Source organism: Mechercharimyces mesophilus (assembly GCF_059818345.1).
The window spans coordinates 176,353-191,256 of the sequence record NZ_JCBAPH010000002.1 but is presented as its reverse complement, the minus strand read 5'-3'; the positions used below and the strand labels follow the sequence as shown (position 1 = coordinate 191,256).

Sequence of the window (14,904 nt, the reverse complement as noted above, 5' to 3'; positions counted from 1 at the left end):
TCTTCTTTCCTTAGCATGTGGATTTAGGTAAAGATTATGAGTCCATTACTTCACGATATGAAACCGCACCTATATGAATAGAAGCCTGCCCATTGGTTTGCTCAGCGATGCGGTTACATAAGTTATCTTCTTCTCCGCAAGGTACCCATAGGTCCCAGGTAACCGTATCAGAAAAGCGAGGGGATGGAAGATGATTGAGAGCATTGCGTAATTCGTACTCTACTTTCCCCATGTGATTGTAGGGGACCGTAACCTGAAGGGAGCGATGAAGCCCGTACTGACGGATTCCTGTTTCCTTTACCGCATGGCTGGCGGCTTGTCCATAAGCACGGATAAGGCCGGAGGCGCCCAATTTGATGCCACCGAAGTAACGCGTAACGACGATGACCGTATCCCAGAGTTGATGCGCGTGAATCACATCAAGGATGGGCTTACCAGCAGTGCCAGAAGGCTCTCCATCATCAGATGCCTTTTGTACCTCGGGCCCTTCTCCTTCATTCGTGAGATAGTAAGCGAAACAATTGTGATTTGCATTCCAATGCTGTTTTCTGATGTCATTGATAAATTGGATTGCCTCTTCTTCTGTGCGTGCGTGGTGAGTATATCCGATAAAACGAGATTTTTGCACAAAAAGTTCAGTTTCCCCGTTCCCTTTGATGGTCTTGTAGGAAAAGTTTTTTTTCAACTCAGTTGCCACTCCTTATGATAAAAAGAAGCCGACTAGCATGAGTCGGCTTCTAGAGAATTAAGAAAGATATTAGTAGGATGGGTTACTCTCTGTAGTGGTAGAGGCGTCGGTGTCGGAGGAGTCCAGTGAGTCAGAGTCAGATTCACTTTCGTTTTCCGTTTCCTTGGGCTCTCCATTTAATGTTTCCGGGTCTTCATTCAGATGAGAGCGGAAAATATCACTCACTCGTTGTTGTTCCTCTTCTGTAACGACGTAGTACCAGATAGAGGGTGCTCCATTATACAGACTCATTCTTTTATTTTCGCCTTCCAATACAATCGTTTCTTTATTTTCTGCAGGGATCGAACTATAAACATCCTTTAATTTTGGAAGTTTCGTCAACTGCACATCCATTTGAAAATTATTTCCCAAAGTATCGATGATATTATCTATTTTCGACAAGTTCTTAAAAGAGGATACTTCGCTTGTAAGTTGGTCTAGAACCTCTTGCTGTCGCCTGTTTCTTCCCGCATCCCCATCAGGATCTTGTTTACGCATTCGAACATAGGCAAGCGCTTCCTCTCCATCGAGGTGCATTTGCTCCCCTTCTGTATAAGAGAGTGTTTTACCGAACTGTTTAATGTCAAATGATAGAGTAGGGACAACATCAACTCCCCCTAATTCATCTACTACGTCTTCGAATCCTTGGAAGTTGATAAAAGCATAATTATATATAGGGATGTTTAAGTAATTTTCGACCGTTTCGATTGTATTCGTAATAGGGTCTACATTCTTTTGTAATCCATAGGAAGCGGCTGAGTTTATCTTATCTCGGCCATTGGTGCTGGCGATTTGGGCGAGTGTATCACGCGGAATGCTCAACGTTTTCATAGACTTTTCCTGTGGATTGACAGAGATAAGCATGAGCACATCTGGACGCCAATTTTTATCTGTTTCTTTGACATCTGCTCCTAATAAAAGAACGGTAAATGGTTCCTCCATCTCTTTACTTTTTTCGCTAAGATGTGAATCATCTCGATCTAGTTCTTGAACGGTTTTATTCATGGCGCTGACGAATGCCCAGCCATAATATCCGGCTGTGGCGATGATCAAGAGGAGGACGATTGAGCTATAGCGGATAATCCGTTTGCGGCGCTTTAATTTTTTTACGCGATCGATACGCGATTGGTCAATTTTATTCATAGAAGAATCCCCTTACACGATTCGGTAATCGACGTTATTTACTCAGGTAATAGTATCATTATCTGAATGCTTGTTCAAGGTCGTTGTATTCAATATGGTGCGTAGGTATAATTAGGGTATGATGATTTCAAATAAGCGAAAGTTCGCATTCGCTCTTATTCTTTCAATGGCAGTGTTGGGCATGATTTTATCTCCTGAATTGGTTACGGAAAATAGGGACTCCCCTTCGGTCCCTCTAAAGTCATATGAAGGGTCGCAATGGGTGATTAAATGGGAAGGGAGGGTGGACCCTAGTTTTCTGAAAACAGTCGATGTGTTGAATCAGCAACCGGTAGGCGGTGACTCGCAAACCTTATTGGTCAGCTTGCATAAAGAAATTGATGAGGAAAGCTGGGTGAAGCGATGGTCGGCTCATCGTGGTGTCGCTTTTCTGGAACGAAACCATAAATATAAGGTAGAGGAGGATGAAAAGAAGACAAGGGAGATAGGGAATAAGAAAGACTACTTTATCGATGAGATCGAGGCAGAACATCCCTATAAATACTTGGGTCATGATGCGCGCTATAAGCAAGAGGTGACAGTAGCGGTGGTGGATACGGGTGTGGATGTGGAACACCCTGACTTGAAGCCGTACTTGGTTCCAGGAGTGAACGTGAAATCACCTGGACAATCCACACAAGATGAAATGGGCCATGGAACGCATGTAGCAGGCGTGATTGCTTCGGTTTGGCGCGGTAAAGCTGAAAATGACCCTTATAAAGGGTCTTTTCACATTATGCCAATCAAAGTAATGGACCAGGGAGACGATGGCGATGTCTTTCATACAGCAGAAGGGATACGCAAAGCGGTAGAGAGGAAAGTAGATGTGGTTGTGCTCTCCCAGGGAAGTTGGACCTATTCTGATACCATTGCAGACGCATGTGAATCAGCAGAGAAGGAGGGAGTGGTGGTAGTTGGAGCCGCGGGGAACGCGATGTATGACCACGAGAATATTCTCTACAATGAACCCCTTTACTATCCTGCTGCTCTGCCGACAGTGCTGGGAGTCGGCTCGATTAATCAAAGAGGTCAACATGAGATCAGCTCTAACCAAGGGTTTGGGATTGACGTTGTAGCACCTGGAGAAAAAGTTTGGTCAACGGATTTGGATGGGACCTATAGATACAATTCTGGAACTTCCTTTGCGGCTCCACAAGTAGCGGCCAGTGCTGCGCTCATTTTAAAAGTGTATCCAGAATGGTCGCCAGAAAATGTGCGCAACCTCATTCGACAGACAGCGGTACCTCCTATGGATGAGCGCTGGGATCAGAAATATGGTTTTGGGAAAGTAAACGTGAAAGAATCTCTTTGGAAAACATTAGAAGATGATATATTTGAGCCAAATAACGAAAAATCCATTGCCATGCCTATTTCACTTGATCAACAACTAAGTGCTGTATTGGATGGAGAGACTGATTCCGATTGGTATCGTTTGGATATTCCGCACAACGGGACATTAAAACTATCCCTTAATCATATTAGTCCAGCAATCTCTCAAGTTCAGGTGTACATTGCTGAGGAAACCCCGCAATCTTATCGTGTGGAATCGAAAAGAGACGTTTATGCTACGGTTCAAGCAGGTACGGTGTGGATTGAAGTTGTTTCTCTGGAAGAGCGCCAAACTCCTTATACGTTGACCAACTTCTTTCAACCCACTCCTGACTCTTATGAAAACAATGATTATCAATGGTCGGCGTATCAAGTAGAGATAGAGGATTCCCAAACCGTTTTGGAGGGCTCCTTTCATAAACAGCACGATGTGGACTGGTTCCAAATAAAGGTCCCCGACGAAGGAAACCTGAAGATCAAAACAACCGTAGATACTCCCCGTGCCGACCCCGTGATGTATGTGCAACGAGAGGGAGGAGAAAAAGGAATCAAAGTAGATGACGCTTCCTATGGAAGAGAGGAATCCATTCTGCTTGAGCAAGTAGATGAGGTGTTATATGTTCGCGTGACTGACTATGGTTCCAATCAGGTTACGGGGAGTTACCACATTCTCATTGAGTATGAGCCGACATCTGCTGATGATAATGAGCCAAATAACTTTAGTTATCAGGCGACAAACTTACATGCTGGAGAAGAAGCTGATGGTCAAATCGATCGCGCCTTCGATACCGATTGGTATCAAATCGAGATTCCGGCTTACCAAATGGGGGAACTTCACTTCTCTGGAGAGCAAAAAACTTCTCTTGAAGTGATTTTGTATGAGGAAGGCTTGCATGTGAGAAAACAGTGGGTTTGGCCACAGGAAGAGCAGGAAGAAATTCATTATCGATTGTCACCGGGGAAATACCATGTACGGGTTCGTCCTCTCGAGGAGACAATAGGTGGCTTGTATCACTTGTGGCTAAAGAGCGCAGGACCTTGATAAATCGTAGAAGAGTGGAAATGTTGCTGATTGCATTCTGCGTGCGATTCATGTATTGTAATTTCTATCGATGTTCATTCGACGATGGTGCGAATACCTGAATGGTCGGGATCGAAAGATCCCTGTATCATCTTAGATGGATTAGGAAGGGGGAATCACGATGTCATCTAAGCAACGCCATCTTTTTACATCCGAGTCGGTCACTGCGGGACATCCTGACAAAGTGTGTGACCAAGTGTCGGACGCCATTCTGGATGCTATTCTAGAGAAGGATCCGAATGGGCGAGTTGCCTGTGAAACCACTGTCACAACAGGTTTGGTGTTAGTGGCAGGTGAAATTTCAACGAATTGTTATGTTGATATTCCAAAGATCGTTCGTGAAACGATTCAAGATATAGGGTATACGAGGGCCAAATTTGGCTTTGATGCTGCTACGTGTGCGGTTCTTACCTCGATTGACGAGCAGTCCTCCGATATTGCGGCGGGTGTGGACGAAGCGCTGGAAAAACGAGAAGGTACCTATACCGAAAACGAATTGGAAGCGATTGGTGCCGGTGATCAAGGGATTATGTTCGGCTACGCTTGTAATGAAACGCCTGAGCTCATGCCTCTACCGATTTCATTAGCCCATCGTTTATCGCGTAAATTACACGAAACGCGTGTGGATGGCACACTGCCTTACTTACGTCCCGATGGAAAAACCCAAGTAACGGTGGAATACGAAGGTGACAAACCCATTCGTATCGATGCCATTGTGTTGTCTACGCAACATGCAGAAGAAGTAACGCTGGAGCAAGTGCAAAAAGACATTATGAAAGAAGTTATTGCTCCCGTGGTACCAGAAAACATGTTGGATAAGGAGACCAAGTATTACATCAACCCGACAGGACGTTTTGTGATCGGTGGGCCGATGGGAGATGCTGGTCTAACGGGACGCAAGATTATTGTGGACACATACGGTGGATATGCTCGTCACGGTGGAGGGGCTTTCTCAGGGAAAGATCCAACCAAAGTCGATCGTTCGGCAGCTTATGCGGCTCGTTATGTCGCCAAAAACATCATTGCTGCAGGTCTTGCAGAACAGTGTGAAGTTCAGTTAGCGTATGCGATTGGTGTAGCCGACCCTGTCTCGATTCGCATTGATACCTTTGGTACCTATCAATTAGACGAAAAGTTGATGGTTCAATTGATTCGTGATCATTTCGATCTGCGACCGGCCGCCATTATCCGTGATTTACAATTAAAACAACCGATCTACAAGCAAACAGCTGCTTATGGACATTTTGGTCGTACAGATATCTCCTTACCTTGGGAACAGACTGACAAAGCAGAAGTGCTTCGTCAAGCCGCCAAGGAGCTTATGGAGTAAGAAAAACCCGGTTTTCCTATGTGAAAGCCGGGTTTTTCAATTTTGCTTGTAGTGAACTCTCTCCCTTTCTTATGCATATACTGGGAGAAAGGAGGGAGATCGAATGGAGCAGTGGGTAGTTGGATTGTTGGCCATGTATGGTTTGATGGAACTACTGCTTACTCTTTCTCAGCTCTGTTGGTTTAAAATAGAGAAGCAGACTGCTGATCATCTAGTATTAATTACAGATGATGGTCAAAGCTCAGTTGAATGGATGGTTCGTTCCTTTTATGCGATGAACCGCCTCAAAGGGAAGGAGAGTTGGGTGACCTGTGTGCATAAAGGACCCAGTGGACCCGCCCTCTCTGTTATCAGAAAATTACATCATTATTATCCGTCCTTATCCTTTCGGATTTTAGAGGAATATCAATCAGCCAGTAAAGAAGTGGAACAGATTATAGAAGAGAGAAAGACAGAGAAACAGACAGTGGTGATGGACTTGCGTGAATCGAAGCATGAACGTCCCACTCCCCCTCTTTGTACGCAGTAGTGGAAGGGAGATGCGGGAGGGAGATTTCTTCCCGCATCCAGCAACTTTTGAGTGAAAGGGAGAGCGTCATGTCGATCTTTGTTTACCGTACAAAGGGAGAACTACATAAGGATTGGCTAACCATTGATTTGGAAGTGGATGAACAATTTTGGCGAGAACGGCAAGAGAAAATAATCGATGTCGTTTCCTACCTTTCATTGGGACAAGCTTCTACTGCCCATAAAAATTTGACCATGGAGCCGAAGCAGATGGATGTAAAGCAGTTTTGTTCGACTTCCTTGTGGCAGAAAGAAAAGAAGTTTGTCCTTCCCCTTTGGGAGGGGTTAAGTGGGCGCTCTCTATTGTGGAAAGAGCTTCAAACTGCACAAAACGACCTCCACTCAACAATAGAACCCGTAAACTGGAAGAAGTCGCTCCAACTTCTTTATCGCGCAGGTCGAGTACAGCTTCTACCGGCGGTTACCTATACGGATTCAGGGTCCAGTTCGCACTGTAACCGTTGTCAAAATAGCGGGAAAGACCTGCGAATTAGCTGGTGTGTATCTTGCGAAGATAAGTGTTGCTGGTGTGATGCCTGTCTACATATGGGGAGGAGTTCTTCCTGTCAGCTACTCTTTCGTTTTATGCCACGAAGCACAGTAGGCCATCTTGATTCAAGTGAGGGAGAGAAGCAAAGAGAAGTTGTTTTTTTACCCCCTCAATGGAGTGCCGGTCAAGAGAAAGTTGTAAGGGACTCTCTTCACTTTCTACAGGACAAGCACTGTCGAGAGTTGTTGATATGGGCAGTTCCGGGATCTGGGAAGACGGAGATATTACTTTCAACTGTTTATCGAGTCCTCTGTAGAGGAGGCAGAGTGTTGTGGACGACTCCGCGATTGGATGTGGTAAATGAACTGTATACCCGACTTCATCAGTACTTTCCTCAGACCGAAATCATACGCTTATGTGCCGGTAGTCGGGAATTTTGGAAACAAGGAGAGCTCTACGTCAGTACCGTTCAACAGTCCTGTCGTTTTTGGCGAGAATTTGCTCTTACGATATTAGACGAAGCAGATGCGTTTCCTCTAGATGAAAAAATGATGTACGAGAAGGCAATGGCAACCGCCACAGAAAAAGAAGGGAAAATCATTTATCTGACCGCCACTCCTCTTCCTCGCTGGCAACGGCGCGCTCGTCGTGGAGAAGTGACATCCACTTTTTTGCCCATGCGTTATCATCGTTTTCCACTTCCGCTTCCTCATCTTCATCGAGAGCGATTTCTATGGCGCAAATTGAAAAAGAAAAAACAAATAGGCGCGCTGGCTTCCTTTTTGCAACAGGTGAAGGATACAGCGGGTCAGGGCATGATTTTTGTCCCCCGAGTGAGTGATCTTGATATGACTCTTACCTGGCTACAGAAGGAAGAAAGTGTGGACGCACTAGGAGTGGAGTCGACACATGCCACAGATGCACGCAGGGAAGAGAAGGTACGTCTTTTTCGCGAGGGAAAGGTGCGATTTTTAGTAACCACCACCATCTTAGAACGGGGGGTAACCGTTCCTCGTGCACATGTACTTGTAATGGGGGCGGATCACCTCGTATTTGATTGGCGTTCGCTCATGCAAATTGCTGGTCGTGTAGGGCGATCTCCCGAGTATCAATGGGGTGAAGTTCATTTTCTCGCCGCAGAGAATAGCGAAGATCAGCGACGCACCATCCGAACCATTCGGAATCTAAATCAGTTGGCACAGCAACAGGGAGGATTGCTTGTGCCGAAGGGGCAAAAGGAAGATGAGTAAAAAATGGGGTGCGCTCTTTTCCTCAGGTCGCTGTTGTTGGTTTTGTTCGATGTCGGTATCAGGTTACTCATTTTCTCCAATCTGGGAACAAATCTGTTACGCGTGTCAGAAGGAGATGATGCGTATTAAGGACCCTGTTTGCCACTGGTGTGGTCGTTCGCAAAAGGAATCTTCTCCGTGTCTTGATTGTAAAAGGAGACTTCCCGATCAGAAAAAGATCGTTAATCGAAGTGTGGTGCAGTATCAAGAATGGGCGAAGGAGGTTTTACGTCTCTATAAGTTTTGTGGACGAACGTATTGGGCAGAACCACTAGGTAAAATGATGGCAGATGTGGTGAAAAGGGAGTATAGAACGGTAGACATGGTCACTTTTGTACCGCTTCATCCAAGCCGATTACATGAACGTGGATTTAACCAGGCGGAATTATTGGCTAAAGTAGTGGGACGAAAGTGTCATCTCCCCCTCTTCTCCCTGCTAAAGCGTACTCGTTTTGAAGAGGCGCAAAGCAAACGTTCGCGCGAAACCAGGCTTCTTGCCTTGAGAGGTGCATTTGAGCTAAATGGAGAGTTGGAAGGGGGAAGAAATGGAGTAGAAAGACTGAGAGGAAAGAGGGTCGTAGTGGTTGATGATGTCTACACAACAGGAACGACATTACATGCGTGTGCTAAGGTATTAATAGAAAGTGGCGCGAGGAGCGTAGTAGCCATTACTTTTGCAAGGTGAACAACAAGTAAGTATTTACCTAAGGGAATGATGGATTAAGAGTAAACAAATCAACGAACGATGAAGCGAAGGCGTTTGATTATAAAAGAAAAGAGATTGCCTCTCTCCTCACCGTGGACCGAAGAGAATGGGCACATTTCCATAGCATTCTCTTTGAGGTGAAGAAGATTAGAGGAATCTCTCTATCGTCAGTTTTTAGCTAGCGTTGCTTGCTTTCTTTTTCTACCTTCTCCTGCCAATCTTGTGTCGTCATCACGCGACTGAAGTAAGCGGCTTGATTGATCAGGATGGCTCGGTGTAAATCTTGTGCTGTAACGTGACCGACGTGATTTTCATGATCCAAGGTGCCGGTAGCATCAGACAAAAATTCAAGTTGGTAACCGAGGTGTTTGGCTTGACGGGCGGTGGTATCACAACATAAATTGGTTTCATAACCTGTGATGACGAGGGTATCCACCTCTTGTTCCTCCAGGAGCGATTGCAATGTTGTTTGAGTAAAGGTGCCTGGGAAGTTCTTTTCGATATAATGATCATAATGCTTCTCTTGAATAGATGAATGGAGTTGCCATGAGGGCGTCTCTCTTTGAAAATGTTCGGAAGGAGAACGATTGGTGTGTTGAATCAAAAAGATGGGAATTCCCTGTTCTTGTGCAGTATCCATCGCCAGCAGGATGTTATCTAGGCTGTTTGAGGGATAGGTTACTTTATAAGCTCCAGCGAAGAACTCATTTTGTACATCAATGACCAGTAAGGCTCTTTTCATTTAACTTACCTCCTTTTGATATCTTGAGCGTACCAGAGAGATGGTTGACAAGGAATTACCTCTTTTTTAGAGAGGGTATAACGGATTGTTATGGAGGAAACAGAAATGAATATGGACTGGGTTCAATCCTTCTTGTTGGCGGCGAAAGAGAAGAGTTTTTCCAAGGCAAGTGAGAAACGGAATTTATCGCAACCAGCATTGAGCAAACAGATGAGAGGCTTGGAATCGGCTTTGGGATATGAGCTTTTTCAACGATCGTCTCAAGGGGTGGTCCTGACGGCAGCGGGTCACTTAACATACGAGCGATTGGACAGGGTCCTCAGGGAGTGGGATCAGCTTCAAGTAGACCTGCAACTGCTTGACCAGGATAAAGTAGTGCAATTAGGGTGCTTGCCGAGTTTGGCTTCGTATTATTTACCAGCTAAGTTGTTGGATATGCCCTTTTCTACAACCATACATGTAAACGATAACTCTGCTTCTATACTAGAAGAATTAGAGAACAAAAGAATCGATGTCGCTTTTGTAGAGTTGCAACAAACAACAAAGCTTTTCTACTCGGAGCCCCTGTTTACCGAACCGCTCTACTTAGTTGTTCCGCGCGACCACCCTTTATCCTGTCAGGTATCGGTCAGTTATGATGACTTGCTTGAACAGTCTTTTGTCGTTTATCCGACTGGATGCGATATGCGTTACTTTCTTGATCGAATCTTCTCCTCACTGGGGAAGAAATTAGAGGTTCAGTTAGAGTCGTCATATGGAGAGAGTATTTTGGGGTATGTACGCACGGGGATTGGGGTGACGGTACTTCCGGAAACACTGATCAAAGAGTTGCAACAAAAGAGCATCAAGGCCATTCCAATCAATGAAAAAGGAGCTGTTCGTACCCTGTCGATGGTTAGTTTGACGGAGCGAAGTCTGCAAAAAGTAGCTCCTTACTTCCGCTAGTCAACAAGCATATTCCTCATCGACTTCTGTATGATTCCCTTTCTACCGCTACCTCACAATCTATTCTTCTTGTGGAAAGAGTATAAAAGGCAGAATAACCGGCAAGAAAGGAATGAAAGCAGGTAAATCTTTTAAGGAGGACAATTCGAATGAACAAGAGTGAATTGGTTGAGAGAGTAGCAGAAGCGACGGATACCACGAAAAAAGAAGCGAATCGGTATGTGGAAGAAGTACTAAATGCGATTGCAGATGCACTTCAGAGTGGAGAAAAAGTTTCCCTTATCGGTTTTGGAAATTTTGAAGTACGCGAACGTGCTGCCCGTCAAGGAAGAAACCCGCAGACAGGTGAGGCGATTCAGATTCAAGCTAGCCGTATCCCGTCCTTTAAACCTGGAAAACAATTAAAAGAAGCAGTCAATAAATAAACGTAGAAACAAAGGTACGAAGAAGAATAGATCGATTTTTTCCCTTCCAACAAAAGGGTGAAAAGTTTTCTAAAGCAATGGTAAGCATACGTGAGGGTTACGCTTCGGAAAGGGAGTGTAACCCTTTATTTTTTGCAGAGAAGAAATCGTGATTCTGCATGGCTTTAAGTGAGAGCGAAGTGTGCAATTGCTCCTTCTTGCAGGAATTTCCCACAAGGAGTGAGAATAAATAAAATATATATGTTTAAAGACTGATAGTTTTTAGAAAAATAAGGGAGGTATAAAGAAATGCGAAAACAAGTAATCTCGTGGCTCTCTATTTTAGGTGTACTGAGCTTGCTGTTAGTCGCTTGTAATTCAGGCGAAAATGCAGAGGAGGGGGGAGATGCAACAGGAGATGAGAATGAGAAGTGGGTGATTGCCACGGATGCGGCTTATCCCCCTTTTGAAAAGCGGGAAGGCTCCGGAGAAATTACGGGGTTTGACGTAGAGATCATACAAGCCGTGGCTGAAGCGAATGAAGCAGAAGTAGAAATGAAGCATACGGGTTGGGATCCTTTATTTGAAGCCATTGAGAATGGCAATGTAGATGCTGCCATCTCAGCCATTACGATCACACCGGAGCGACAAGAGCTATATGATTTTTCTGATCCTTATTTTGATGCTAAGCAATTTATCCTCGTTCCTGAAGACTCAGAGATCAATTCTTTTGCTGATTTAGAGGGGAAGACGATTGGAGTACAATCGGGGACTACTGGAGAAGCAGCAGTGAAAGATGCTTATGGGAAGACCTATGAAGGACTAAAAGGTTACGATGATACTCCCGCTGCGATGGATGACTTGGTCAATGGACGCGTGGATGCAGTAGTAGCCGACAATGCTGTCGTATTGGAATACATTAAAACCCTTCCGGAAGATAGATTCAAAAAAATCGAAGATACGCACTTTGAGGCAGAGCAATACGGGATGATGGTGAAGAAAGGCAATGAAGAGATGTTGGAAAAAATAGATAAAGGGTTAAAAGAAATTAAAGAGAACGGGACTTATGATGAAATTTTTGAAAAATATTTTGGTGCGGCTGAGTAGGATGAATACGAGTAGTAAGGAGACGGTAGCCAGGCTGACCGTTTCCTCTTTTTTCGCAGACCAATGGACAGGCCACTAGAGCAGATGTCCTGAGTAGGACGAAAGAAGGAAGTGACAACTATGGCGTGGAATTGGGAAATATTGTGGGAGTACCGTGATTTTTTCATACTAGGTATTGTGAATAGTGCGCTGCTCACGATCGTTGGGATCACGTTTGGAACGATGTTGGGATTGATCTTTGGGCTGATGAAAATATCGCGAAACAAACTCGTCTCTATATTGGCCACCCTTTATATCGATCTGTTCCGTGGAACTCCTTTGATGCTACAAATCTTGTTTATTCATTTTGTAATTATTCCAGCAGTTGCGATCGATCTGCTTCAGTTCTCGGAAGCACCTGGAGCCCTTTTCTCAGGCTTCGTCGCCTTATCATTAAATGCAGCAGCCTATATTGCGGAGATTTTTCGAGGGGGTATCCAGTCAATAGAAAAAGGACAAATGGAAGCCGCTCGCTCTCTAGGAATGAGCTATGGGACGGCGATGCGAGAAGTGATTCTACCACAGGCCTTCAAACGGATGCTTCCCCCATTAGGAAATGAGTTTATTGCTCTCTTAAAAGACTCCTCTCTCCTTGCAATCATTGCTGTTAATGATATTACTTATGGTGCTTTTAGTGTTGCAAAAAGTACATTTGTCCGCTTCCCGCCTTATATATTGGGAGCTATTCTCTACCTCTTCCTTACGTATCTTCTTTCCCGCCTGGTTTTTTATCTGGAGAAGCGCGTACGTACTACGGGTTAGAGTAGAGTGAAAAACCGGATGAAAAACCTCCAATGGGAGGGGAAATGGAGAGGAGGCGGATAGATGAAAATGATTCAAGTGAGGGACCTGTATAAACAATTTGGTAATCTAGAGGTGTTAAAAGGAATAAGCACATCGGTGGCAGAAAGGGAAGTGATCAGTGTTATTGGTCCGAGTGGATCAGGTAAAAGCACCTTTCTACGTTGCTTAAACCTTTTGGAGCCGGTCACTAGTGGCACCATCATGATCGGTGGACATCATCTTACCGATCCAGAAACGGATATCGATCGCGTGCGTACAGAGGTGGGAATGGTGTTTCAGCAGTTTAATTTATTCCCCCATAAGCGGGTGATCGATAATATTACCCTTGCGCCTATAAAGGTTCATAAGAAGACAAAGCAAGAGGCAGAAGATAAAGCTTACCAGTTGTTAGCTAAAGTTGGGCTGGAAGAGAAGGCGCAAAGCTATCCAGAGCAGCTTTCCGGAGGGCAGATGCAACGTGTTGCGATTGCTCGTGCATTAGCGATGGAGCCACGCATTATGCTCTTTGATGAGCCAACCTCCGCTCTCGATCCGGAGATGGTGGGTGAAGTGCTTGCCGTGATGCGTGAGCTAGCAGAAGAGGGCATGACGATGGTGGTTGTTACCCATGAAATGGGATTTGCTCGTGAAGTTTGTCAGCGTGTTTTATTTATGGATGATGGAGAGATTGTGGAGGAGGCTCCTCCTGATAAACTATTTCAATCCCCCCAGGAAAAGAGAACGAAAAGTTTTTTAAGTAAAGTTCTCTAGGAGTTGAAGATGCATTTTGTTGGAATGAGGCTATCAAACACCGGTTGCTCAACCATACTTCGTTCGTATGGATACGTGCAGGAACCACTCATTGACTTCCCTAATTTCAAATGATATAGTGACTTTAACCAATTTGGTGTAGCAATCTCCCATTTTAGACAATGGGATGAATATACCATTGGTAAAAGCACCTTCAATATCTTTACGGTGGTAGAATCTATCGTAGGTTATGGAAGGCGAATGGTTCCACGCGTCAAGAGGAACGTCTCCTTTCTTTTGATAGCAAGGAACAGCTAACACCTAAAAAATATAGGTGTTAGCGAGGGTATCCAGTACCCTGATTGCTCTAGTCTCTACTAGAAGCAAAATCAATATTTTTTATATGAAAGGGTTGTATGATATGCAAGGAAACGTTAAGTGGTTCAATGCAGAAAAAGGTTATGGTTTTATCGAGCGCGAAGGAGGAGACGATGTATTCGTTCACTACTCCGCTATTCAAGATGAGGGTTTTAAAACCTTAGAAGAAGGACAAAGCGTAGAGTTTGAAATTGTGGACGGCGCGCGTGGACCACAAGCAGCGAATGTAACCAAACTTGGCTAAAATGGCAACACAAGATAAAACAATCCCTCCATTCGGGGGGATTTTTATTTTCCTGCATAGAAAGGTTTAATAAGCATAAATAAGTGGTAAAAGAATTGTATAGTTCATGAAAACATATCAGCGATTTTTACGTTATACGAGATAAGAAAGATGATCATGATGCTAGGGAGGGTTCGCTCTATGAAATTTCACATTCGCGGACAAAACATTGAGGTAACCGATGCTTTAAAACAATTTGTGGAGAAAAAAATTGGTCAACTTGAGAAATACTTCGATTCATCCCCAAATGTTGAGGTACATGCCGTGTTGAGTGTGTTTGGAGAAGATCATAAGGTTGAAATCACCATTCCGTTTCCCCAATTGTTGGTACGAGCGGAAGAGACGACTCCTGATATGTACACATCCATTGGCAAAGTAGAGGAAAAATTGGAACGACAAATTCGCAAGTACAAGACCAAGGTAAACCGCAAATTCCGCCAAGATGCGAGCAACCTTCCGCCGTTGAATGGAAACGGCACTAGCTTAAATGGAGAAGAATCACTCCAAGATGATGAAGAAGATCAATTTGAAGTGGTTCGAACCAAGCGGTTTAGTTTTAAGCCGATGGATGTAGAAGAAGCGATTTTGCAAATGAATATGCTTGGACATAATTTCTTCGTCTTCTCCAATGCGGTGAATGATGAGATGAGTGTAGTATACAAACGGCGGGATGGTCGCTACGGTTTGATTGAGCCTGAGTGAATGAGCGCCTATGATAAATAAAGAAATAGTGGGTGGAGAGATCTCCACCCACTATTTCTGTCTGTTTTTC

General features: G+C 44.4%; 15 protein-coding genes. 12 read left to right on the top strand and 3 right to left on the bottom strand.

Going from position 1 to position 14,904, the window contains the following annotated elements; genetic code table 11:
- Nucleotides 1–34 precede the first annotated feature (34 nt).
- Together AC6RGY_RS08595 and AC6RGY_RS08590 are read right to left on the bottom strand one after the other, a co-directional pair.
- A complete protein-coding gene (locus AC6RGY_RS08595) occupies nucleotides 35–685 on the bottom strand; it encodes a YigZ family protein (protein ID WP_499861821.1) in 651 nt (216 codons plus the stop codon).
- A 72-nt stretch (nucleotides 686–757) separates the two neighbouring features.
- Nucleotides 758–1,870, bottom strand: coding sequence for an LCP family protein (locus AC6RGY_RS08590; protein ID WP_499861819.1), 1,113 nt, complete (start codon nucleotides 1,868–1,870; stop codon nucleotides 758–760).
- A gap of 262 nt (nucleotides 1,871–2,132) precedes the next feature.
- On the opposite strand from AC6RGY_RS08590, the gene AC6RGY_RS08585 reads away from it, so the two are divergent.
- From AC6RGY_RS08585 to AC6RGY_RS08565, 5 genes are all read left to right on the top strand, one after another.
- The gene (locus tag AC6RGY_RS08585; RefSeq protein WP_499861817.1) at nucleotides 2,133–4,280 is read left to right on the top strand and encodes a S8 family peptidase; all 2,148 of its coding nucleotides are present in this window, start codon (nucleotides 2,133–2,135) and stop codon (nucleotides 4,278–4,280) included.
- 160 nt (nucleotides 4,281–4,440) lie between these two features.
- The gene (gene metK / locus AC6RGY_RS08580; RefSeq protein ID WP_499861815.1) at nucleotides 4,441–5,649 is read left to right on the top strand and encodes a methionine adenosyltransferase; all 1,209 of its coding nucleotides are present in this window, start codon (nucleotides 4,441–4,443) and stop codon (nucleotides 5,647–5,649) included.
- Nucleotides 5,650–5,752: 103 nt separating this feature from the next.
- On the top strand, nucleotides 5,753–6,178 hold the full coding sequence (locus tag AC6RGY_RS08575) for a hypothetical protein (protein ID WP_499861813.1): 426 nt from the start codon (nucleotides 5,753–5,755) through the stop codon (nucleotides 6,176–6,178).
- A gap of 68 nt (nucleotides 6,179–6,246) precedes the next feature.
- Nucleotides 6,247–7,956, top strand: coding sequence for a helicase-related protein (locus tag AC6RGY_RS08570; protein ID WP_499861811.1), 1,710 nt, complete (start codon nucleotides 6,247–6,249; stop codon nucleotides 7,954–7,956).
- The gene (locus tag AC6RGY_RS08565) at nucleotides 7,949–8,680 is read left to right on the top strand and encodes a ComF family protein (protein ID WP_499861808.1); all 732 of its coding nucleotides are present in this window, start codon (nucleotides 7,949–7,951) and stop codon (nucleotides 8,678–8,680) included. The genes AC6RGY_RS08570 and AC6RGY_RS08565 overlap by 8 nt, the downstream gene beginning before the upstream one ends.
- Before the next feature lie 199 nt (nucleotides 8,681–8,879).
- Here AC6RGY_RS08565 and AC6RGY_RS08560 read toward each other — a convergent pair whose 3' ends face one another.
- The gene (locus AC6RGY_RS08560; protein ID WP_499861806.1) at nucleotides 8,880–9,443 is read right to left on the bottom strand and encodes a cysteine hydrolase family protein; all 564 of its coding nucleotides are present in this window, start codon (nucleotides 9,441–9,443) and stop codon (nucleotides 8,880–8,882) included.
- Between the two features lie 105 nt (nucleotides 9,444–9,548).
- Here AC6RGY_RS08560 and AC6RGY_RS08555 point away from each other — a divergent pair, with 105 nt between their 5' ends.
- The 7 genes from AC6RGY_RS08555 to hpf all read left to right on the top strand — a co-directional run bounded on the left by AC6RGY_RS08555 (nucleotide 9,549) and on the right by hpf (nucleotide 14,834).
- Entirely contained in the window at nucleotides 9,549–10,388 is an 840-nt protein-coding gene (locus AC6RGY_RS08555) for a LysR family transcriptional regulator (protein ID WP_499861804.1), read from the top strand.
- 149 nt (nucleotides 10,389–10,537) lie between these two features.
- Complete coding sequence (hbs, locus tag AC6RGY_RS08550; protein WP_499861802.1) at nucleotides 10,538–10,813, top strand: non-specific DNA-binding protein Hbs; 276 nt, start codon at nucleotides 10,538–10,540, stop codon at nucleotides 10,811–10,813.
- Nucleotides 10,814–11,101: 288 nt separating this feature from the next.
- Entirely contained in the window at nucleotides 11,102–11,899 is a 798-nt protein-coding gene (locus AC6RGY_RS08545; RefSeq protein ID WP_499861799.1) for a basic amino acid ABC transporter substrate-binding protein, read from the top strand.
- Nucleotides 11,900–12,019: 120 nt separating this feature from the next.
- Nucleotides 12,020–12,700: an amino acid ABC transporter permease gene (locus AC6RGY_RS08540; protein WP_499861796.1), complete on the top strand. Its 681-nt coding sequence runs from the start codon at nucleotides 12,020–12,022 to the stop codon at nucleotides 12,698–12,700.
- Between the two features lie 69 nt (nucleotides 12,701–12,769).
- Nucleotides 12,770–13,492 carry an amino acid ABC transporter ATP-binding protein gene (locus AC6RGY_RS08535; RefSeq protein WP_499862451.1) on the top strand — a complete coding sequence of 241 codons (723 nt, stop codon included), beginning with the start codon at nucleotides 12,770–12,772 and terminating at the stop codon, nucleotides 13,490–13,492.
- Nucleotides 13,493–13,892: 400 nt separating this feature from the next.
- Nucleotides 13,893–14,093, top strand: a complete 201-nt coding sequence (locus AC6RGY_RS08530; protein WP_499861794.1) for a cold shock domain-containing protein — start codon at nucleotides 13,893–13,895, stop codon at nucleotides 14,091–14,093.
- Nucleotides 14,094–14,273: 180 nt separating this feature from the next.
- Nucleotides 14,274–14,834: a ribosome hibernation-promoting factor, HPF/YfiA family gene (gene hpf / locus AC6RGY_RS08525; protein WP_499861792.1), complete on the top strand. Its 561-nt coding sequence runs from the start codon at nucleotides 14,274–14,276 to the stop codon at nucleotides 14,832–14,834.
- The last annotated feature ends 70 nt before the right edge of the window (nucleotides 14,835–14,904 follow it).